Annotated in this window: 17 protein-coding genes and 1 pseudogene; 12 read left to right on the top strand and 6 right to left on the bottom strand. The window is 71.4% G+C overall.

Features of this window, described 5'->3' with window-relative positions; all coding sequences use genetic code 11:
- Window positions 1-21: 21 nt before the first annotated feature.
- Together EDD93_RS03315 and EDD93_RS03320 are read left to right on the top strand one after the other, a co-directional pair.
- On the top strand, window positions 22-972 hold the full coding sequence (locus tag EDD93_RS03315; protein ID WP_398902792.1) for a hypothetical protein: 951 nt from the start codon (window positions 22-24) through the stop codon (window positions 970-972).
- Window positions 973-1260: 288 nt separating this feature from the next.
- A complete protein-coding gene (locus EDD93_RS03320) occupies window positions 1261-1629 on the top strand; it encodes an ATP-binding protein (RefSeq protein ID WP_123523739.1) in 369 nt (122 codons plus the stop codon).
- A gap of 84 nt (window positions 1630-1713) precedes the next feature.
- On the opposite strand, the gene dapC is transcribed toward EDD93_RS03320, so the two are convergent.
- The gene (dapC, locus tag EDD93_RS03325) at window positions 1714-2811 is read right to left on the bottom strand and encodes a succinyldiaminopimelate transaminase (protein ID WP_123523740.1); all 1098 of its coding nucleotides are present in this window, start codon (window positions 2809-2811) and stop codon (window positions 1714-1716) included.
- Between the two features lie 158 nt (window positions 2812-2969).
- Entirely contained in the window at window positions 2970-3290 is a 321-nt protein-coding gene (gene fdxA / locus EDD93_RS03330; protein WP_018956287.1) for a ferredoxin, read from the bottom strand.
- A 117-nt stretch (window positions 3291-3407) separates the two neighbouring features.
- On the opposite strand from fdxA, the gene EDD93_RS03335 reads away from it, so the two are divergent.
- Window positions 3408-4409 carry a GNAT family N-acetyltransferase gene (locus EDD93_RS03335; RefSeq protein ID WP_123523741.1) on the top strand — a complete coding sequence of 334 codons (1002 nt, stop codon included), beginning with the start codon at window positions 3408-3410 and terminating at the stop codon, window positions 4407-4409.
- 4 nt (window positions 4410-4413) lie between these two features.
- Window positions 4414-5253, top strand: a complete 840-nt coding sequence (locus EDD93_RS03340; protein WP_123523742.1) for a transglutaminase-like domain-containing protein — start codon at window positions 4414-4416, stop codon at window positions 5251-5253.
- 24 nt (window positions 5254-5277) lie between these two features.
- Here the strand turns inward: EDD93_RS03340 and EDD93_RS03345 are convergent, their stop codons facing one another.
- Window positions 5278-7296 (bottom strand): translation factor GTPase family protein, encoded by a 2019-nt coding sequence (locus tag EDD93_RS03345; protein WP_123523743.1) that lies wholly within the window; start codon window positions 7294-7296, stop codon window positions 5278-5280.
- Window positions 7297-7701: 405 nt separating this feature from the next.
- Between EDD93_RS03345 and EDD93_RS03350 the strand changes: the two genes are divergently transcribed.
- The 3 genes and pseudogenes from EDD93_RS03350 to thrS form a co-directional block, all read left to right on the top strand.
- A complete protein-coding gene (locus EDD93_RS03350; protein WP_123523744.1) occupies window positions 7702-8538 on the top strand; it encodes a hypothetical protein in 837 nt (278 codons plus the stop codon).
- 151 nt (window positions 8539-8689) lie between these two features.
- Complete coding sequence (locus EDD93_RS03355; protein ID WP_123523745.1) at window positions 8690-9403, top strand: class F sortase; 714 nt, start codon at window positions 8690-8692, stop codon at window positions 9401-9403.
- A gap of 204 nt (window positions 9404-9607) precedes the next feature.
- A pseudogene (gene thrS, locus EDD93_RS03360) lies at window positions 9608-10828 on the top strand (threonine--tRNA ligase); the annotation flags it as partial.
- A 135-nt stretch (window positions 10829-10963) separates the two neighbouring features.
- Here the strand turns inward: thrS and EDD93_RS03365 are convergent.
- Window positions 10964-12415: an amidase gene (locus tag EDD93_RS03365; protein ID WP_123523747.1), complete on the bottom strand. Its 1452-nt coding sequence runs from the start codon at window positions 12413-12415 to the stop codon at window positions 10964-10966.
- A gap of 123 nt (window positions 12416-12538) precedes the next feature.
- Here EDD93_RS03365 and EDD93_RS03370 point away from each other — a divergent pair, with 123 nt between their 5' ends.
- Complete coding sequence (locus EDD93_RS03370; protein WP_123523748.1) at window positions 12539-13162, top strand: TetR/AcrR family transcriptional regulator; 624 nt, start codon at window positions 12539-12541, stop codon at window positions 13160-13162.
- A gap of 67 nt (window positions 13163-13229) precedes the next feature.
- Here the strand turns inward: EDD93_RS03370 and EDD93_RS03375 are convergent, their stop codons facing one another.
- Window positions 13230-14429: an MFS transporter gene (locus EDD93_RS03375; protein WP_123523749.1), complete on the bottom strand. Its 1200-nt coding sequence runs from the start codon at window positions 14427-14429 to the stop codon at window positions 13230-13232.
- An 84-nt stretch (window positions 14430-14513) separates the two neighbouring features.
- Here EDD93_RS03375 and EDD93_RS03380 point away from each other — a divergent pair, with 84 nt between their 5' ends.
- From EDD93_RS03380 to EDD93_RS03390, 3 genes are all read left to right on the top strand, one after another.
- The gene (locus EDD93_RS03380; RefSeq protein WP_123523750.1) at window positions 14514-15092 is read left to right on the top strand and encodes a sugar O-acetyltransferase; all 579 of its coding nucleotides are present in this window, start codon (window positions 14514-14516) and stop codon (window positions 15090-15092) included.
- A 21-nt stretch (window positions 15093-15113) separates the two neighbouring features.
- Entirely contained in the window at window positions 15114-15671 is a 558-nt protein-coding gene (locus tag EDD93_RS03385) for a TetR/AcrR family transcriptional regulator (protein ID WP_123523751.1), read from the top strand.
- A 330-nt stretch (window positions 15672-16001) separates the two neighbouring features.
- Entirely contained in the window at window positions 16002-17801 is a 1800-nt protein-coding gene (locus EDD93_RS03390; RefSeq protein WP_123523752.1) for a coagulation factor 5/8 type domain-containing protein, read from the top strand.
- 126 nt (window positions 17802-17927) lie between these two features.
- Here the strand turns inward: EDD93_RS03390 and rph are convergent, their stop codons facing one another.
- Window positions 17928-20534, bottom strand: a complete 2607-nt coding sequence (gene rph / locus EDD93_RS03395; RefSeq protein ID WP_123527562.1) for a rifamycin-inactivating phosphotransferase — start codon at window positions 20532-20534, stop codon at window positions 17928-17930.
- Between the two features lie 458 nt (window positions 20535-20992).
- On the opposite strand from rph, the gene EDD93_RS03400 reads away from it, so the two are divergent.
- Window positions 20993-21997, top strand: a complete 1005-nt coding sequence (locus EDD93_RS03400; protein ID WP_123523753.1) for an Ig-like domain-containing protein — start codon at window positions 20993-20995, stop codon at window positions 21995-21997.
- Window positions 21998-22016: the final 19 nt, after the last annotated feature.

Raw genomic sequence — 22016 nt, forward strand, 5'->3', positions numbered from 1 at the left:
TGCCTCGCGTACGGTGGCCCCGTGCCCCGGACCGACTCCTCCGCCCGCCGACACACCGGCCGCCGCCGCAGCCGCCGGCTCCGTCTCGCGGCCGCCTTCGCCGTGCTCGTGGCCGTGGGCGGTTATCTGACCGTCTCCTACCTTTCGGGCGGTACGAGCTCCGACCAGTGCACGGTGCGGTCGGCGGACGGTTCGTCCGGCGCGGGGCGTACCTACCGGCTGAGTCCGGAGCAGGCCGCGAACGCCGCGACGATCTCGGCCGTCGGGACCACGCGCGGGATGCCGGAGCGGGCGGTGACGATCGCGCTGGCGACGGCCCTCCAGGAGTCCGGGCTGCGCAACATCGACCACGGCGACCGGGACTCCCTGGGGCTGTTCCAGCAGCGGCCCTCGCAGGGCTGGGGCACGGGTCAGCAGATCCTGGACCCGGTGTACTCGGCCGGGAAGTTCTACGAGCACCTGGCCGAGGTCCCGGGCTACTCGCGGCTGCCGCTGACGGTGGCCGCTCAGCGCGTGCAGCGCAGCGGTTTCCCGCAGGCGTACGCGAAGCACGAGCCGGACGCCGCGCTGCTCGCGGCCGTGCTGACCGGCCGGACGCCGGCCGCGCTGACCTGTTCGCCGCCGCGCAGCACGGCCGGGACGGGCGATGTCTCGAAGGTCCGGGCCGCGCTGACCCGTAGTTTCGGGAAGGACGCGCTGCCGTCCGCGGACGCGGCGGACAGCCGGACCCCGACCGCCGGTGCGACGGCCCGGGGCTCACTCTCGGTGCCGGTGCGCTCGGGCGGCGCGGCCGCGAAGAGCGGTGTTCCGCAGCACGGCTGGGAGCTCGCGCACTGGGCGGTCGCGCAGTCCGAGGGGCTGGGCATCGACGAGGTCGCGTACGCGGGCCGGGTGTGGAAGGCCGGGTCGGGCTGGCGGACCGAAAGCGTGAAAACGGGCACCACAGAGGTCCGTATGCGCTTCGTGCATTAGTGCGGCCGGTCCCTCGTACAGGGGGTCCGGCCATTCCCGGAACGGGCTCCGCACACGGGTGCGCGTGACCCGCCCGGGAGGGCCCAATTTCCTTGCGGGAAAAGGGAAGTGACGGTTCGTCCAACGGTCGGGCAATGCATTGTCTGCCCGGGTTCCTCCGTTGCGGATTATGTGACGCATTGCCGACTCTTTACGTCGGTTCACCGCAACCTCCCCCGCCCCCAGGACGGTTGTCATGACGTCCGGTCCACGGACAGCGCAGATTCCACACCCCGTCGAAGGAGCATCATGTCCCTCCCCCTGACCCGTCGGATCGCCCGTACCGCGCTGCTGATCGCGGCGGGTGCGGCCCCCGTGGTCGGTGCGGCCGGCGCCGCCGGTGCCGCGGAGCTCCCGCAGGCTCCGGAGCTCGGCGGTCTCACCACCGTCGACGGCGCCGGTCTCGGCAAGACGGTCGACGGCGTGTCCAAGCAGGGCGCCGAGACCGGCGGCAAGGTCGTCGGGACCACGCTGCCGGTGGCGAGCAAGACCCTCGGCGAGACGGCCGGCAAGGCCGCCCCCGCCGTCGGCAAGGTCGCGACCGGCGGCGCGGCCAAGGGCGGACTGCCCACCGGCAGCCTCGGCGGCCTGCCGACGCAGGGCCTGCCGCTCGGCTGATCCACGCCGCACCGGTACAGCAACGCGCGAGGGCCTGAGGGGTGCGCACCCCTCAGGCCCTCGCGCGTGTCACCGGACGGGTGCTCAGCCCAGCCGCTTGACCGCGGCCGCCACGCGCTCGTCAGTGGCCGTGAACGCCACGCGCACGAAGCGGTCGCCGGCCGGGCCGTAGAAGTCCCCGGGCGCCACCAGGATGCCGAGCTCCGCCAGGTACGCCACGGTGTCCCAGCAGGGCTCGTCGCGGGTCGCCCACAGGTAGAGGCTCGCCTCGCTGTGCTCGATCCGGAAGCCGTGGGCCTCCAGCGCCGTGCGCAGGGCGGCGCGGCGGGCGGCGTAGCGGGCGCGCTGCTCGGTCACGTGCGCGTCGTCACCGAGCGCGGCCACGGCGGCCGCCTGGACCGGTGCGGGCGTCATCATCCCGCCGTGCTTGCGGATCAGCAGCAGCTCACCCAGGACGGCCGCGTCGCCCGCGATGAAGGCGGCCCGGTACCCGGCGAGGTTGGACCGCTTGGAGAGCGAGTGGACGGCGACGACGCCCTCGTACGTACCGCCGCAGACGTCCGGGTGGAGCACCGAGACCGGTTCGGCCTCCCAGCCCAGCTCCAGGTAGCACTCGTCGCTGAGGACCAGCACGTCGTGCTCGCGCGCCCAGGCCACGATCCGGGTCAGCTCGTCCTTGGCCAGCACCTTGCCGGTCGGGTTGGACGGGGAGTTGAGCCAGAGCAGCTTGAGCCCGGCCGGGTCCAGCTCGGTCGGGTCGTCGTACGCGACCGGCTCGGCGCCGCAGAGCCGGGCGCCGACCTCGTAGGTCGGGTAGGCGAGCCGGGGGTAGGCGACCTTGTCGCCGGCGCCGAGGCCGAGCTGGGTCGGCAGCCAGGCCACCAGTTCCTTGGAGCCGACGACGGGCAGCACGTTCTCGTGGGCCACCGAGAGAGCGCCGAGCCGCCGCTCCACCCAGCCGGTGAGCGCGTCGCGCAGCGCGGCGGTCCCCCACACCGTCGGGTAGCCGGGGCTGTCCGAAGCGGCGACGAGCGCCCGCTGGATCAGCTCGGGCACCGGGTCGACGGGGGTGCCGACGGACAGGTCCACGATGCCGTCCGGGTGGCCCTCGGCCGTCGACTTGTAGGGCGCGAGCCGGTCCCAGGGAAAGACGGGGAGGCGGGAGGAGACTGCTGCGGACACGGATCTCTGCTTTCTGGTGCGGGGTTCGGGCTCATGACGCGGCGGGGGTCACGGCCGACGTGACGGCCGGCGTCGCGGCGTGGAGGGGTGCGGAAACGCCTCGGTCCCGCACGGTGACGAGCCGTACGGGACCGGGGTGACGCACGTGCCGGACGCTGCTACTGGTTCTGCGGCGGCAGGGCCGCGATGAACGCGTGGTCGCGCTCGATCAGACCCAGCTTGGAAGCACCACCCGGCGACCCGAGGTCGTCGAAGAACTCGACGTTCGCCTTGTAGTAGTCCTTCCACTCCTCCGGGGTGTCGTCCTCGTAGAAGATCGCCTCGACCGGGCAGACCGGCTCACAGGCCCCACAGTCGACGCACTCGTCCGGGTGGATGTACAAGGACCGCTGGCCCTCATAGATACAGTCGACGGGGCACTCTTCGATGCAGGCCTTGTCCTTTACGTCGACACAAGGCTGCGCGATGACGTAGGTCACGCTGTCGTTCCTCCTCGGTAGGGCGTTGGCTCTCGCGCGGGAGCGCGGCGTCGTCGATGCCCGCACCTAGTATCTCCGTTCCCGGGCACGATCCGAACAGGAGGGGCGGACAGAGCTGTGGAATTCACCATCGGCGGACGGCTGGAGATCCGGATCACACCGGCTGACGTGGGCAAACGGGTCTCGGTCCGCCGCCTGCTCCAGGACGGTCCGCAGGGGCCGAAATTCACTGACACGGTTGGTGTTCTCACATCGTGGGACGGTGGTGTGCTGTCCGTCACACCGAAGAGCGGTGAGACCGTCCGCATCGTGGAATCGTCCCTGGTGGCGGGGAAGACCGTACCGGCCGCGCCGCCCAGGCGACGCGGCCCGGCGGCCTCCTTCGGCGAACTCGCCCGGGTCTGTGCCCGCGCCTGGCAGCCGGTGGAGAGCGAGCCGCTCGGTGACTGGCTGCTGCGCTCCGCCGGCGGTTTCACCCGGCGCGCCAACTCCGTACTGCCGCTCGGGGATCCGGGCGTTCCGCTCGACGCCGCGCTCGCGCGGGTCCGGCAGTGGTACGCGGACCGGGGACTGGTGCCGTACGTCCAGACGGCGACCGGGGCGCAGGGCACCCAGGAGGAGCTGTGCGCGGCGCTGGAGGCACACGGGTGGCGGCGCGAGGTGACGGCGGAGGTGCGGATCGCGGCGCTGGCCCCGATCGGTGATCTGGCGGCCGAGGTGTCGCGGGTGCGCCTCAGCCGCTCGGTGGACGCGGCGTGGCTCTCGCGCTACCAGCGCTTCGAGACCCCGGGCCCGGAGGTCGGGGCGGTGCTCGGCAGCGGTCCGTCCGTGTGGTTCGCGACCGTGCCCGGCGATGACGGCGGGGCCGCGCCCGCCGCGATCGGCCGCTGCGTGGTGGACGGGCGGTGGGCCGGGTTCATGGCCGTCGAGGTGGCCCCGGAGCACCGGCGCCGGGGACTGGCCACCACGGTGATGACCGCACTGGCCCGGCAGGCCATGGACGAGGGCGCCTCGGCCGGGTGGCTCCAGGTGGAGGCGGAGAACGAGGGCGCCCGTGCGCTGTACGACGGGATGGGGTTCGCCACCCACCACCGCTACCACCACTTCCGGCCGGCGTAGCGCGATGGCTCCCGAGGGGCGCGACAGGGAAGAGATCCGCCGCCGGTTCGCCGAGGAGGCGCGGGCCGAGCGGCCGGACCTGGCACTGCTCTGCCTGCTGCTGGCGGCGGAGGCGGATCCCGCGCTGGACGCGAACGGGATCGACGCGGCGCAGATCGAGCTGGACCGGCTCGCGGGCCTGCTGCCGTACGGGCTGCGCGGCGGCCGGGCCTGGGCCTCCGCACTGGCCGAACTGCTCGGTGAGCGGTACGGGTTCGAGGGCTCGTCGGCGGAGTACCAGCGCCTGGAATCGTCCCTGCTGCACGAGGTGCTGCGGCGCCGGCGGGGGCTGCCGATCCTGCTGTCGGTGGTGTGGATCGAGGTGGCCCGGCGGGCGGGCGCCCCGGTGTACGGGGTGGCGCTGCCGGGCCACTTCGTGGTCGGTTTCGGCGATCCGCAGGAGCGGGTGCTGGCCGATCCGTTCGCCGGCGGCCGTCCGCTGTCGGGCCAGGACGCGGAGCTGCTGGTGACGAGCACCACCGGGGAGCCGCTGGAGCCGTCGATGCTGGTGCCCGCGCGGCCGCTGGAGACGGTGCTGCGGATCCTGAACAACATCCGGGCCTGGGCGGCGGCCCGCCCGGAGCGCTCCGACGTGGCGCTGTGGGCGGTGGAGCTGTCCCTGCTGCTGCCCTCGCACCCGGCCCGGCTGCGGTACGAACGGGCCCAGTTGCTGGTCCGCAGCGGGGAGTTCCTGCGCGGGGCGGCGGAGCTGGAGGAGTACGCGGACGTGGTCGCGGACGTCGAGCCGGAGGCCGCGGAGGCGGTCCGGCGCAGCGCGCGGGCGGCGCGGGCCCGGCTGAACTGAGCCGGCGGCGGGCCCTGGGCCGCCTCAGCCGCCGGACGGGCCCGGCCCCCGCAGCGCCGCGTGCAGCAGGTACTCCTTCCGGTCGAGCGGGTTGTGGTCGGTGCGGGAGCGCCTGGGCAGGCCGCCGACGACCGGCCGGTGCGTGGCGAACGCGGATTCCAGCAGGCCCTCGCCCCGGGTCAGCGACGGGAGCCGCTGCTGCAGTTCGTGCACCCTGGCCGCCGGGATCTCGCCCTCCAGCACACAGTTCGCGCCGTCCACGGCCGGGGCGTCCGGGACCGCCGTCAGGTGGGCGAGGACCGGCAGGAGCGGGCCGAGCGCGTCCGCGGGCAGTTCCAGCCGGAAGCGGTGCATCGGCTCGTACACCGTGGTGCCGGCCCGCTGGAGCGCCGACATCAGGACCAGCGGCGTCAGGCTGCGGAAGTCCCCCGCGGTGCTCGACATGGACTTGTCGAAGGTGCCGTGCGCATGGCTCTGGCGGGGCCAGTACCCGGAGTGCGTCATGGTGACCGTGCAGTCGGTGACCCGCCAGCCGTACAGGCCCTGTGCGAGCGTCTCGGACACGGTCTCCTCGACCGCCCTCATCAGGGAGTACGGCATGGAGCCGAGCTCCACCTCCAGCCGGTAGTCCACCCCGCTGCCGGCCGGGGCGGGATCGACGCGCAGGCCGACCGTCGCGAGAAAGGGATTGTCGTCCTTGTCGATGATCTCGAATGCGGCACCGGTGCCGGACGGCCTTTCCAGACAGATGGTCGTGGTCTCGCGGAAGGTGACACCGATTCCGAATTCCTCCGCGAGTGTCGCCTCGATGACTTCCTTCTGCACTTCGCCGTAGAGCGATACGGAGACTTCCTTGCGGATGTCGTCCTGGCGCAGGTCGATCAGCGGATCCTGTTCGGCGAGCTGTGCGAGGGCGAAATGCAGTTCGCCCCTGGAGGCGGGGGCTTCGGGTACCACGACGGATTCCAGGGTGGGCGGGGCGAAATAGTGTTCTCCGGCCCCTTCCGGAGCAATACCGACCGCGTCCCCGATCCGGATGTCGCCCAGCCCACGGAGCTTCGCGATGCGTCCCGGTCCGACCGACGGACGGGGCGTGTCCGAGCCGTCGGCGAAGACGCTGATCCCGGTCACCCTGCCCTCGCCGGCGGCGGACGGCCCGCGCCCGAACGGCAGCCGGTCGCGGGTGCGTACCGTGCCCGAGAACATCCGGACGTACGCGAGTTTCTCGCCTGCGGGGGCGCGTTCGACCTTGAAGACGGTGCCGGAGACCGGCCCGTCGTCGTCGCCCCGCGCGCCGGGCAGCAGCTCCGTGATCCCGCTGGTCAGCGCGGCGATTCCGGCACCCGTCACGGCCGAGCCGAAGTACACGGGGTGGACGAGCGCCCGTCCGCTCTGGGCCGCCAGTTCCTCGTGGAGCCGGCCGGGCGCGATCGCGTCGCCGCCCTCGACGTACTCGGTCAGCAGGGTGTCGTCGTGCTCGGTGAGCAGGTCCGTCAGCCGGCCGGTGAGCCGGGGGTCGTCGGCCGGGTAGGACGGGCAGTGCGCGTCGCGGGTGCCGAGGCCGGTGACGGCCGGTCCCATCGCGACGGCGTTCGGCGTGAGCTTCTCCGTGATGTCGCGCAGCACCTGCTCGTGGCGGGCTCCGGCACGGTCGGTCTTGTTCACGAAGACGAGCGTCGGGATGCGCAGCCGCTGGAGCGTCCGCATCAGGACGCGGGTCTGCGCCTGGACGCCCTCCACGGCGGAGACGACCAGCACGGCGCCGTCGAGCACGCTCAGCACCCGTTCCACCTCGGCGATGAAGTCCGGGTGGCCGGGGGTGTCGATCAGGTTGACCGTGACGTCGTCGATATCGAACGAGACGACCGCCGATTTGATCGTGATGCCGCGTCGCCGTTCGAGCGCGAGGGAATCGGTCCGGGTGTTCCCGTCGTCGACCCGGCCGAGTTCGTCGACGATTCCGGCGGTGTGGAGCAGCCGCTCCGTCAGGCTTGTCTTACCGGCGTCGACATGCGCCAGAATGCCAAGATTCAGCGTGTGCACAGAACTCCATGTTCTCAGCTTCGGTGTGAATTCCCGTCTGAACGAACATGTGAGATCGGCGCATGGAGGTCTCCTGGCTCTGTCGGCTTGTGCGGTGAGTACAGCAGTGGGTCCGGCGGCGGTGCAACCCATTTACCGGGGCGTGATCCCTGATCCGGTGCGGTGAGGAACTGTCAGCTGACGACCGTTCGGCAGAAGTCCAAACCTCTCCCCGGCGCGGCGTGCCGTCCAACGGGTGATTATCCGTGCTCCGCCACTCGATGGGCCCACGCAGTAGCTCCAATGCGGAGCTCTCCGATGGCGCGCCCCGGGGTTCCGACTGACGGTGGATCACGTAGCCACTGCGCCACCACGAGTCGACATCCTGTCACTCTCCGCAGTCGCGACGAAAGGAAATGTGTTCAGATGCGCTCTGCCCGCACACTGTTCGCTACGGCCGCCGTCACGGCGGTCCTCACGGTCACCGCTCCCTCCGCCTACGCCATCGCCGTCTCCGAGGACGGGGGCCACGACAGCGGCTCGTCCTCCCGGAGCGAGGAGCACGGCAAGTCCGACGAGGGCGGCAAGTACAAGGACAAGGACGGCGACAAGCCCCGCGGCGGCATGCACACCGGCGGCGGCGCCCTGTCGATGACGGTCGCCGGCGACCGCGACGAGCACGGCACGTCGGACGAGCACGGCAAGTCGGACGAGCACGGCACGTCGGACGACGAGGGCTGGAAGAAGGACAAGCCGCACGGTGGCGTGCACACCGGCGGCGGCGCCCTGTCGATGACGGTCGCCAAGGAGTGGCAGCCCGGCAACGACGACGAGGGCGGCAAGTACAAGGACGAGGACAAGGAGAAGCCGCACGGTGGCGTGCACACCGGCGGTGGCGCCCTGTCGATGACGGTCGCCAAGGAATGGCAGCCCGGCAACGACGACGAGGGCGGCAAGTACAAGGACGAGGACAAGGAGAAGCCCCGCGGCGGTATGCACGCCGGCGGCGGCGCCCTGTCGTCGATGGTCGCCAAGGAGTGGCAGCCGGGCAACGACGAGGGTGGCAAGTCGGACGAGGGCGGCAAGTCCGACGACGAGGGCTGGAAGAAGGACAAGCCCAGCGGCGGCATGCACACCGGTGGTGGCGCGATGGCCATGACCGGCAGTGGTCTGGCGGCCGGTTCGCTGCTGCTGCTCGGCGGCGTCGGTGTCGGCGCCTACAAGCTGCGTCGCCGCCAGGCGGCGGGCGGCGCGATGGCCTGACCCGACCGCACTGCCGGCCGGTAGCTCCACTGTCGCGGCCGCTGTCCCTCCGGACGGCGGCCGCGGCGCCTTCGTTTCCCCCGCATCACGGCGCTCCGGCGCCACCGCATCCCCGCCACCGCTGTCCCGCGCAGACGAAAGGCTCGTTCCCATGGCCGCCCCGCAGTCGCCCGGTTCACCCTCCCCCCGGACTGCCTCCGACACCGTCACGCTCGGCCGCGCCCTGCTCTGGCCCGCCGCGGCGGCCGGTCTCGGCATGCTCCTGATCTACAACTCGGTCGGCTCCCCGGCCGACGACAAACCACCCGCCCCGCCCTCGGTCGCCGCGCCCGCCGCCCCGGCCCCCGCCCCCGCGTCGGCCTCCGCCGCCCCGAAGACGGCCGACCCGGGACCGTCCCTGCCCCGGTCCGTGCCGAAGCGGCTGCGGATTCCGGCCATCGCGGTGGACGCGCCGTTCACCCCGCTGGCGATCGGGGCCTCCGGCCGGCTCGACGCCCCTCCCCCGAACGACAAGAACCTGGCCGGCTGGTTCAAGGACGGGGTGACGCCCGGCGAGCGCGGGGCGGCGATCGTCGCGGGCCATGTGGACACGACGACCGGCCCCGCGATCTTCCTGCAACTGCGCTTCCTGCAGCCCGGATCGACGGTCGACATCACGCGCACGGACGGCACGGTGGCCACGTTCAAGGTCGACACCGTCGAGACGTTCAGCAAGGCGAAGTTCCCCGACAAGCGGGTGTACGCCGACACCCCGGACGCCCAGCTGCGCCTGATCACCTGCGGCGGCAACTACGACAGGACGGTCAAGGACTACGAGGACAACGTGGTCGTGTTCGCCCACCTCGACTCGTCGAAGAAGGGCTGACCTCCCCGTGCCCACGCGCCCCGCGCGTAAATTCCCGCGCGGGGCGCCGGGGGCCCTGCTAGCGTCCCCGGCATGAAGCGCGCCGCTGTGACGACGACGCCGGAGAGTGTCCCGGCGCGCTGACTGCTGACCAGTCGCAAGCCCCGGGGCGGGTGCCCCGGGGCTTCTGCTTGCGGTGGCCCGCCCCTCGTCGTTCACGAGGAGACCGCCATGCACGACCACCGCAGGCTCGGCCGCGAGCTGGAGCTGTTCGACACCGACCCGCTGATCGGCGCGGGGCTTCCCTACTGGCTGCCCGACGGCGCGGCGCTGCGGCACACCCTGGAGGAGTACGTCCGCACCGCCGAGCGGCAGGCCGGTTACCGGCACGTGTACTCGCCGGTGCTCGGCAAACGGGAGCTGTACGAGATCTCGGGGCACTGGTCGAACTACAGCGACGACATGTTCCCGCCGATGGACCTGGGCGGCGAACAGGTGGTGCTGCGGCCGAGCCTGTGCCCGCACCACGCGGTCATCTACCGCTCCCGCGCGCACAGTTACCGCGAGCTGCCGCTGCGGATGGCCGAGCTGGGCGGCATGTACCGCTCCGAGCTGTCCGGGGTGCTCGGCGGGCTGACCAGGGTGCGGGCCATCCAGCTGAACGACGCGCACATCTTCTGCACCCCGGACCAGGTCGCCGGGGAGGCGCATGCCGCGCTCGGCATGATCCGCCGGGCGTACGAGGCACTCGGCATCCGCCCGGCCCGCTTCCGGCTCTCGCTCCCGGGGCCGGGCGGGAAGTACGTCGACGCGCCGGAGCTGTGGCGGCGCTCCACCGCCCTGCTGACCGGGGTACTCGAATCGTCCGGGCTGCCCTACGAGCAGGCCGAGGGCGAGGCCGCGTTCTACGGGCCCAAGATCGACGTCCAGGTCGCGGATCCGGCGGGCCGCGAGTCGACCCTGTCCACCGTCCAGGTCGACTTCCACCAGCCGGAGCGCTTCGATCTGCACTACACCGGGGCCGACGGCGCCAAGCACCGGCCGGTCATGGTGCACCGCAGCATCATCGGCAGCGTGGAGCGGGCCGTCGCCCACCTCGTCGAGCAGCACGGCGGCGCCTTCCCCGGCTGGCTCTCCCCCACCCAGATCGTGATCCTGCCGGTCTCGGACGCCGAACTCCCGGACGCCGAGGATTGCGCCCGCCGTTGCGCCGCGCTCGGGCTGCGCGCCGAGGTCAGCGGCCGGGAGCGGGGCAGCCTGGGCGCCCGCGTCCGGGAGGCCAGGCTCGTCCCGTACCAGGCGGTGATCGGCGCCGCGGAGGCCGCCGGAGACCTCGTCGCGCTGCGCCTGCGCGACGGGCGCCGGCTGGAGCCGGGGCCGGCCGGGGAGGCGCTCGCCCGGATCGCCGCACTCGTCGCGGCGCACAGCACCGCGCTGTGGGACTAAGGCTTTTCGGCGTTCTCGGGAAGGAGCAGCCGGGCGGCCGGTTCGGCGCCGTCGGGCAGGGGAACGCGCACGCCGATGCGCTCGGCCATGGAGGGACTCCTTCAAGGGGTCTCCGCAGCGTGCCAGGAGCGTTCTTCAGCGGCCCGGGTGGTCCCCTGCCCATACCGTGGGGGTGCGGCCTGACCACGGACTTGCCTGTTCGAGTTGTCCGGCGAGGCGGAAGAGCCGGCTCTCAAGACCATATCCGGCAGCGAACTGCATGCCGACCGGGAGCCCGGTCCCGGCGTCGGCCGTCACGGGTACGGACATGGCGGGCGTGCCCGCCACGTTGAACGGCATGGTGAACGGCGACAGGTCGTTGATGCGCTCGATCCAGCCGAGGCCGTCCAGTGTCTCCGCGCCCTCGGTATGGGTGCCCAGCGGCAGTGGAGGCTCTGGCAGGGTCGGCGTGAGAAGGATGTCGTAGGCGTCGAAGTACCGTGCCAGGCTTCGGGCCACCCGGTTCCGCATCGCGAGAGCGGTGAGGAACTGCGCGCCGCCGACCCGCTGTCCGTAGTGGTAGCCGGCGAGGGTCGCCGGCTCAAGGGTCGAGGAGTCGACGGGACGGCCGAAGGCGGCGGCCAGCCCGTCGACCAGGGTGGTGAGGTTCACTGACATGAGTCGGGCATTGGCCAGGACGAATTCCTCCCAGCCGGCGCCGAGGCCGGCCTCGGCCTCGCTCACCTGGTGGCCGAGGGATTCGAGCAACCGCACGGTGCGGGAGAGGGCGTCGGTCACCGGTGCGGTGGTGCGGCGTCCGCCCCACGCCTGGGCGAGGACACCGATGCGCAAGGAGCCCGGATGACGGGTGACCTCCTCCGCGTACGGCCGTGACGGCTGCTGGGCGAAGTAGGGGTCGCCCGGTTCCGGGCCGCGCATCTGGTCGAGCAGTACCGCACTGTCGCGTACGGTGCGGCTGACGCTGCCGTGCACGGCCAGGCCGTTGAAGACCTCGTCGGTGTCGGGCCCCATGGAGACCCGGCCGCGGGTGGGCTTGATCCCGAAGAGGCCGTTGTAGGCAGCGGGGATGCGGAGCGATCCGGCCGCGTCGGTGCCATGGGCAATCGGGACCACCCCCGCGGCGACAGCTGCGGCCGCGCCTCCACTGGATCCGCCCGCGCTCCGCTCCAGGTCCCACGGGTTGCGGGTCGCGCCGTACAACGCTGATTCCGTCGAGATGCCGTAAGCCATCTCGGGTGTCGCGGTGCGCCCGAACGTCACGAGGCCGGCGCGACGGAAGCGCAGCATCAGTGAGGAGTCGGAGCCGGCGACGTTACCGGCCGCCAGACGGCTTCCCAGCTCCATTCGCCTCCCGGTCATGGCCACCGCGATGTCCTTGATCAGAAAAGGGACGCCGGCCAGTGGTGCGCTGCCGGGGACGGGTTCGTCGTCGCTCCGCCATGTCTCCACGACGGCGTTGATCTGCGGATCGACCGCCTGTACGGCCTCGCGTGCGGCTGCCTCCAGTTCGGCGGGGAGCACCTCGCCCCTGGCCACAAGGTCCGCCAGCCCGACCGCGTCAAAGCTCACGTATTCAGAAACTCTCACTGTCACTCCCCGACAAGAACGATACCGTCGAGTGCTGGACGATACCCTACGGTATCTAAGGGGTCGGGCTGGTACCGTAAGGGGCGGACCCCACGATCGACCGGCCGGAGTGACGGAGCAGTCATGGCATCGACCCTCAGCAGGCCGAGCAGAGTGGCGAAGCTGCCGCCTCGTGAGCGCATTCTCGACGCCGCCGAAGAGCTCTTCCAGAGGGAAGGGATCCGGCAGGTGGGGGTGCAGGCGATCGCCGACCGGGCCGAGACCACCAAGATGGCGATCTACCGGCACTTCGAGACCAAGGACGCGCTGGTCGCGGAATGGCTGCGGATCGTCGCCGCCGATTACCGGGCGGCCTTCGACCGCGTGGAAGCCGAATATCCCGACCGGCCCGACGAGCAGATCCTGGGCCTGGCCCGCTTCATCGCCGAGGGGCTGCCGGCGATCTCGTACAGGGGCTGCCCGTTCATCAACTCCCTCGCCGAGCTGCCCGACCGCCACCATCCGGCACGGCAGGTGATCGAGGAGCACAAGGCCCTCCAGGCCCGCAGGCTGATCGGCATGTGCACCGAAGCCCAGATGCCCGACCCCGGGCAGGCCGCGGCCGAGATCACCTTCGTACTCGAAGGGGCGCAGGTCAGCACACAGAACGGAAGCATCGATCAGACGGGAGACCGGCTGATGAAGATCGTCGAGGGAATCGTGGACCGGCACCGCTCCCGTCCCGGCGCGGACAGGGCGGCTGACTGACCGCCCCGCGCTCCGTGACGGAAACGGTCCACCGACTCCACCGGCGGACCGTCACGAAACGTCGGGGTCAGGCCATGTCCGGCGCCGCGGCGGTGCGGCGGCCGGACCCGAGCGCCCCGGCCAGCATGGCGGCGACGATCACCAGGGCGAGGACCACGGTCATCGCGAGCCGGAGGCCGATGTGGTCGGCGAGGAAGCCGAGTCCGGGCGGGCCGACGAGGAAGGCGAGGTAGCCCGCGGTGGAGACCGCACCGACCCGTGCCGCCGCGTCGTGCGGGTGGTCGCCCGCCACGGACACGGTGACCGGGAACCCGAGCGAGGCGCCCAGCCCCCACAGCACCGTGGCGGCGCCCGCCATCGCCGGGCTCGGCGCGACGATCACCACCGCCAGGCCCAGCGCGGCGACGACCGCGCTGATCCGGACGACCTGGGCCCGGCCGAAGCGCTCCAGGAGGGGGCCGCCCGCGAAGCGGCCGAGCGTCATCGAGGAGGCGAAGACCAGGAAGGTCAGCGAGCCGGCGGTGGCGCTCACCTCGTAGCCGTCCACCATCAGCAGCGGCAGCCAGTCGTTCGCGGCGCCCTCCGCGAAGGCCATGGCCAGCACGATCACCCCGATCAGGACGAGGCGCCGGTCCCGCCACACCGTCAGCTGGCCGCGCAGACCGCCCGTTCCCGGGGCCCCGCCGCCGTCGTCCTTTCCGGTGCCGTGCGGGATCGACAGGACGGCGCGGACCGCGGCGGCGGCTATGAGTACGGCGACGAGGGTCAGGTGCCATCCGACGGGGAACGCGGCCGCGGTCAGCCCCATGCCCAGCAGCGCCCCGACCACGGTGCCGAGGCTGAAGCAGCCGTGCAGCACCGGCAGTACGGGCCGGCCGATGGCGCTCTCGACGGCCGCGCCCTCGATGTTGAACGCGACCTCGGCCAGCCCCATCCCGCCGCCGAACAGGGCAAGTCCGCAGAAGACCCCGGCCGCCAGCGACAGGCCGGTGCCCGCCGCGACGACCAGGAGCCCGGTGACGATCAGCGACGCCCCGACGCTGATCGCCCCCCGGCCCCCGTGGCGGCGCACGAGCGGGCCGGAGGACATGACGCCGGCCATCGAACCGACGGACAGCCCGAACAGCACGAGGCCCATCGAGCCGGTGGAGACGTCGAGCCCGTCCCGGACCGCCGGGGTGCGGGCCACCCAGGACGCCATTCCGGTGCCGGCGGCGAGCATGAAGAGGAACAGGGCGGTGCGCCAGCGGCGGGTGACGGCATCCATGGCAGCGGGGGCCTCAGCAGACGGATCGAAGAAGGACGGCAGTTGGAGCGTACGATCGTACGCCCTGAGTGTACGATCGTACGCATGAAGGATCACTTCGCGGGGGACCCCCGTACCAACCATGAGCGGATGCTGGCCGGCGACCTCTACGTCTCCGACGACCCGGACATCGCGAAGGCCCAGCAGCGCGCCGTGCGCCTCGCCGCCCGGTACCTCGCGGCCTACACCGAGGACGCCGACGCGGCGCGGCCCCTCGTCGCCGAACTCCTCGGCGCCATCGGTACGGGCGCCCACATCCGGCCGCCGCTGTACGTCGACTACGGCACGTACATCACGGTCGGCGAGGACACGTTCATCAACTACAACCTCACCGCCCTGGACGTGGCCCCGATCACCATCGGCCGGGACTGCCAGATCGGGCCGAACGTACAGTTGCTCACCCCGACCCACCCGGTGGAACCCGAGCCGCGCCGCGACAAGCTGGAGGCGGCCAAGCCGATCACGATCGGGGACAATGTCTGGCTCGGCGGCGGAGCGATCGTGCTGGCCGGGGTGACCATCGGGGACAACAGCGTCATCGGCGCCGGAGCCGTCGTGACCAGGGACGTCCCGGCCGACGTGGTCGCCGTGGGCAATCCGGCCCGGGTGATCCGTTCGATCTAGGGTTCAGAAGAGGGAAGCACCGTGGCGACCGGCAGGAACGACCCCGAGCGGCGGGAGCGCATCATCACCGCCGCGCTCGACCTGATCGCGGAGGAGGGGGTCGCCGGGACGTCGCACCGCAAGGTCGCCGCCCGCGCCGGGGTGCCGCTCGGATCGATGACGTATCACTTCGGCGGCATGGACGAGCTGCTGCGGGAGGCGTTCATCCGCTTCTCCAGCAGCATCGTCGCGGTCTTCGAGGAACGGCTCGGCGCCGCGAACACTCCCGACGAGGCCCGCGAGGCGGTGACCGGTCTCGTCCACCACTTGTCGAGCGGGAACCAGCGCGAACTGGTCCTCACCCACGAGCTCTACACGCTCGCGGCCAGGAAACCCGCCTACCGTGAGCTGACCCGGGAGTGGATGCGCAGGAGCAGGCGAGCGCTGGAGTGGCACTTCGACCCGGCGACGGCCCGTCAGCTGGACGCGCTGATCGAGGGCCTGTCCATCCACCGCGCCCTGGAGACCGAACCGCACGACCGCGCGCTGACCGTCGAGGCGATCGCCCGCATCACGCGGCGCGCGAGCGGGAGTTCCTGACCCGCACCCCGAGCCCCTGGCCGGCACCCCACCTGACCAAGGTGCCGGCCAGGTCCGCGTCCGGAGCCGGCTCCGACCGCTCACGCAGCACGCCGAGGAACATCAACTCCTAAAGTCAACCGCACCCAGAACTGAGTCCAGAACGGGTCAATTGCCTTTCTGCCGACGTTATTTGTTGCGCGCAGGAGGTTCGGGTGAGGCTCTTGATGCACACCTCTTGACGTTTCCCGGGTGGCGGCGGAAGCATCAACTCCCGTCGGAGAGCGCTCTCACAGACTCTCCGAGAAGCTCGTCGTGTCACCCGTACCACGACTCAGGAGACGTACGTCTATGCATGCTCCCCCCACGGAGACGCCCATGGCGCCCCCCACCGCTCCCCGTCGCAGGCGCCGTACCCGGACGTTCGGGTTCGCCGCGTTCGCCGTCTCGCTGCTCATGGCCGTCCCCACCGCGCAGAACGCCTTCGGGGCGGACGCGAAGGCCATCGAGGGCGGCGGCGACCTCGGTCCGAACGTGATGGTGTTCGATCCGTCGATGCCTGACATCCAGGCCAAGGTCGACGAGGTGTTCAAGAAGCAGGAGTCGGCGCAGTTCGGCGACGGCCGCTACGCGCTGATGTTCAAGCCGGGCACGTACAACAACCTCAACGCGCAGATCGGGTTCTACACCTCGATCGCCGGTCTCGGGCTGAACCCCGACGACACCACGTTCAACGGCGATGTGACTGTGGACGCGGGCTGGTTCAACGGCAACGCCACCCAGAACTTCTGGCGTTCGGCGGAGAACCTGGCGCTCAACCCGGTCAGCGGCACCGACCGCTGGGCCGTCTCGCAGGCCGCACCCTTCCGCCGGATGCACGTCAAGGGCGGACTCAACCTGGCCCCCGACGGCTACGGCTGGGCGAGCGGCGGGTACATCGCCGACAGCAAGATCGACGGCCAGGTCGGCCCCTACTCGCAGCAGCAGTGGTACACCCGCGACAGCTCGATCGGCGGCTGGGGCAACGGCGTCTGGAACATGACGTTCTCCGGCGTCGAGGGCGCCCCCGCCCAGAGCTTCCCGGAGCCGCCGTACACCACCCTGGAGAACACCCCGGTCTCCCGCGAGAAGCCGTTCCTGTACCTGGACGGCGACGACTACAAGGTGTTCGTCCCCGAGAAGCGCACCAACGCGCGCGGCGTCTCGTGGGCCAACGGCGCACCCAAGGGCGAGTCGATACCGCTGGACCAGTTCTACGTGGTGAAGCCCGGCGCGACCGCCGAGACGATCAACGCGGCGGTCCAGCAGGGCCTGCACCTGCTGTTCACGCCGGGTGTCTACCACGTGGACCAGACGATCGACATCGACCGCGCCAACACCGTGGCGCTGGGTCTGGGTCTCGCCACCATCGTCCCGGACAACGGGGTGACGGCCATCAAGGTCGGTGACGTGGACGGTGTGAAGCTCGCCGGTCTGCTCGTCGACGCCGGGACCACCAACTCCACGTCCCTCATCGAGGTCGGCACGGAGGGCTCGACCACGAGCCACGCGGACAACCCGACGTCGCTCCAGGACGTGTTCGCCCGGGTCGGCGGCGCGGGAGCCGGCAAGGCCACCACCGCCATGGTGATCAACAGCAACGACACGATCATCGACCACACCTGGCTGTGGCGCGCGGACCACGGCGAGGGAGTCGGCTGGGAGACCAACCGCTCCGACTACGGCCTCCAGGTCAACGGTGACAACGTGCTGGCGACCGGACTGTTCGTCGAACACTTCAACAAGTACGACGTGCGCTGGTCCGGCGAGAACGGCAAGACGATCTTCTTCCAGAACGAGAAGTCGTACGACGCCCCCAACCAGGCGGCCGTCCAGAACGGTGACACCAAGGGATTCGCGGCCTACAAGGTCGACGACTCCGTCACCACCCACGAAGGGTGGGGCCTGGGCAGCTACTGCTACTACAACGTGGACCCGACGATCATCCAGGGCCACGGCTTCGAGGCCCCGGTGAAGCCCGGAGTGAAGTTCCACGACCTGCTCGTCGTCTCGCTCGGCGGCCAGGGACAGTACGACCACGTCATCAACGACACGGGCTCGCCCACGTCGGGGACGTCCACCGTCCCGTCGCAGGTGGTGTCCTTCCCGTAGGAAGCGCATGACGCGGTCCGGGTCACCGGCCGGTGGCCCTGAGGCCGAGCGCGGTGTGCCCCGTCGATACGCACGACGGGGCACACCGCTGTCCGGGCGGCAGGGCCGTCGGGCTCCGCGGCCCGCTCAGGGCAGGAGTTCGATGTACCCGTCGGTTCCGTGCACGCGGATCCGCTGCCCGTCCTCGATCAGCCGGGTGGCCCCCTCCACCCCCACGACGGCCGGCAGTCCGTACTCCCGGGCGATCACCGCGCCGTGCGTCATCAGGCCGCCGACCTCGGTCACCAGGCCCGCGATGCCGACGAAGAGCGGCGACCAGCTGGGGTCGGTGAAGGTCGTGACCAGGATGTCGCCCGCTTCCAGATCGGCGTCCGCGATGTCCAGGACGACGCGGGCCCGGCCCTCGACCGTCCCGGCGGAGACCGGCAGCCCCGCCAGGGCACCGTCCGGAACGTCGTCGCGCCGGTACGCCCCGGTCAGCGCCTCGCCGTCCGAGGTGAGCACCCGGGGCGGGGTGAGCGTCCGGTACGAGCGGAACGCCTCCTTGCGCCGCTCGACGAGCCGGCCGTCCGCCTCGCCGGAGCGCACGACGTCGCGCAGTTCCTGGAACGTCAGGTAGAAGGCGTCCTCCCGCTCGGGGAGCACCCCGGCCCGCACCAGGCGCCCGGCCTCCGCCATCAGGGCCCGCTTGTAGGCGAAGTAGCGGCTGACGATGTCGTACTTGGGGTACTCCCGGTAGCCGATGAAGGCCCTGACCCGGTCGATCATCCGCTTGGTCCCGGCGGCCTTCCGGTCCCCGTCGGGCAGTGCCCGCAGCCGGGTCAGCACGTCCTGTTCCTTGCGGAGCGCCTTCTGCCGGCCCTCCTCGAAGCGTCGTGCGGCGGCGCCCGGACCGAAGTTGCGGACGTTGTCGAGGATCACGGGCGCGAGCGTGGTGGGCCGCTCGCTCCAGCGCGGCCGCGTGATGTCGATCTCGCCGACGCAGCGCATGCCGTACCGGCCGAGGTAGACCTCGATGGCGTCGCGCGCCGCGGCTCCGCCCTCGACCTTCGCCAGCTCGTCCAGGAAGGCCGCGTCGTCGACGGACTCGGCGTCGCGCAGGAACGCCACGACCTCCGGCCGGGGGCGGACCACGTCCGCGACGTCGAGCAGCTCAAGGCCCATCTCCGACGTGATGTTGTCGGGGGCGGACAGGGTCAGGGTGTCGGCCGCGTTCTTCTCGCCCAGCCACTCCAGCAGCTTCTCGTTGAGCCACCAGGTGGCGTCCATCCCGGCCATGATCGCCCGGAAGTTGAGCGGGTCCCCGAGGACTCGCCTGTGCTCCTCGAAGGCCTCCAGCAGGAAGTCGAACAGTGCCGGTCCGCTCTTCGTCGCGATGTCGCGCTCCAGGGCGGCGAGGGAGGTCCGGCTGCGCTCGATCAGCTCGGGGACGATGGCCGGGTCGGGCCCGTCCGGGACGGCGTCCCCGGGCACCTGCGGGGCGGCGGGGGACGCGTCCGAGGGCGGCAGGGGCAGGCCCTGGCGGTCGATCACGGTCTCCAGGGCGTCCCTGACCAGCGGATCGCCCTTCCCCATGATGTCCAGGAGTGCGGCGCGGCTCTCGGGCGCGGCGAGGCGCTGGGTGACGTCGACGAACAGCCGGCCGCCCGCCTCGTGCATCGCCACCATGGCCGTCAGTTGCCACATGGAGTACCCGAGGGGCTTCATGGGGTCGGTCATCATCTGCTGGTGACCGACGGAGACGTAGATGTGTTCCTCCTGGTCACCGGCCTCGGGGATCGGGAACAGCGTGGTGATGGGCCGGCTCTGGACGATCTGGAACCCGCCGTCGGCCAGGCACCATTCGATGTCCTGCGGGCTCGCGAAGTGCGCCTCGATCCGCCGTCCGAGCTCGACGAGCCGCACGGCCTGCTCGTCCGTCAGCGCGGGCCGCTCCCGCTGGTGCGGATCGAGCTCGACTTCCCGCGTACCGCCACCGGGCAGGGCGTGGACGGCCCGCTGTTTGGCGGCGATCGACCTGGCGACGACCTCGCCGTCCCGCACCGTGAAGACGTCCGGGTTCACCAGCCCGGAGACCAGCGCCTCGCCGAGGCCGAAGCCGGCGTCCACGGTGGCCGTCCTGCGGTTGCCGGTGACGGGGTCGGCCGTGAACAGGATGCCGGACGCGTCCGGCAGGACCATCCGCTGCACGACCACGGCCATGTGGACCGTGCGGTGGTCGATGCCGCCCCGCCGGCGGTAGATCACGGCCCGCTCGGTGAACAGCGAGGCCCAGCAGCGGCTGATGTGCCGGAGGACCGCCGCCGGTCCCACGATGTTCAGATACGTGTCCTGCTGCCCGGCGAACGAGGCCGTCGGCAGGTCCTCCGCCGTGGCGCTGGAGCGGACGGCGCAGGCGGCCCCCGCACCGAGCCGGCCGAGCGCGCCGGTGACCTCCGCCGCGAGGGCGTCCGGGACGGCGGTCTCCTCGATGGCGCGGCGGATCTCCGCGCTGAGCGTGCGGACCGCCTCGCGGTCGTCCGGGTCCAGGCGGGACAACTGCTCGATCCGGTCGTCGACCGACGGCGTGAGGTCCATGATCTGCCGGAAGGCGTCCGTCGTCACGCAGAAGCCGTCGGGCACCAGGACGCCTTCGATCCGCGACAGGGCGCCCAGGTGCGCCCCCTTGCCGCCGACGGCCTCGGTCCGGGTCTCGTCGACATCCTGAAGGTCCAGCACGTAACGCTCGTTCATCGCCATCATCCCTGCTTGTTTTCCCTCCGACGAGCGGGGCGGCGCGCATCGCTGCGACCGCGCTGCCGGCCCCACCACTGATTCGACGCCACCGTGTCCCGCGCAGGCCGGCAGCAACACACGCGCGGCCGCCGGTTTCCGCAGGTCTCGGCAACGAGCGACGATTCTGCGCCCTGACGGGGGCCTTGCGGCAAGCCCCCCTGTGCGCTATAAGTTGAGAGTGGCAAGGAGAGTCCTCTCCTTGCCTTTTGTGTTTTTCCGCGCCCGGCGCCGCGTCTCGTCGCCTCGCGAACCCCCCCTTCGCGTGCTCCCTCCCGCGCCCCCGCCGCGCGCCTCGTTCACGCCCGCCCGGCCTCGGACTTGACACGTGCTTTACACACCACCCGCAACCGCGCCGGGCCTCTCCATGTCTCTATAAATGTTGAATCCTTGAAGTAGTGACGCGAGCGGAGCAGGACATGCGGCGGGGCAAGGGCGTTATAGGGATCGCGTTGCTGGTGAGCGCGGTACTCGCGGGGACGAGCGCTTGCGGTGGCAATGGACCGGCATCGGCCGACTCCGGGAACGGGGACGCCAAGGGCGGTTCCTCCGGCGGGGCGTCGGCGAGCGCGCACCCGTCGCCGTCGCACACGCGTCCCTCGGGTCCGCCGATGCTGCTGGAGACCATCGCGCCGCTGGACAAGGCGACGGTGGGCGTCGCCATGCCGGTCTCCGTGGTCTTCACCAACCCGGTGGCCACCTCGGCCCGTTCGAACATCGAGAAGCACCTCAAGGTCTCCGCCTCCGTCCCCACCACCGGTGCCTGGCACTGGATGGGCGACAAGCGGGTCGACTGGCGTCCGCAGAACTACTGGAAGTCCGGCACCAAGGTGCGCATCGACGCCGATCTGAAGGACGTCTCCAACGGCAGCGGCCGCTACGGCACGCACGGCTACACCCACTCCTTCACCATCGGGGACGACGTCCGGGCCGACGCGTCGGTCACCGGCCACACCATGAAGGTCACCCGCAACGGCGCCCCGGTGCGGACGCTCTCCATCAACGCGGGCAGCGCCCAGTACCCGACCTGGAGCGGCACGATGGCGGTGATCGACAAGCAGGAGAAGGTCCACATGACGTCCTGCAGCGTCCACATCAGCTGCAACAAGGGCGACGCGAACTACTACGACCTGACCCTGCCCTGGGACATCCACCTCACCCAGTCGGGCACTTACGTCCACTTCTCCACCGGCGACACCAACCCGGGCAGCGGCAGCGCGCTGGGCTCGCACGGCTGTGTGCACCTCTCGCTGTCCGACGCGAAGTGGTTCTACGGCCAGGTGAAGCAGGGCGACCCCGTCACGATCACCGGCTCCCCGCGCGCCAAGGCCCCCGCCGACAACGGCTACGCCTCCTTCAACCTGTCGTGGTCGCAGTGGCTGGACCAGAGCGCGAGCGGCGCGGGCACCACGGCCGCCCTGTAGGCACCCGTACGCACACCGC

It is taken from the genome of Streptomyces sp. 840.1, assembly GCF_003751445.1.
GTDB lineage: Bacteria > Actinomycetota > Actinomycetes > Streptomycetales > Streptomycetaceae > Streptomyces.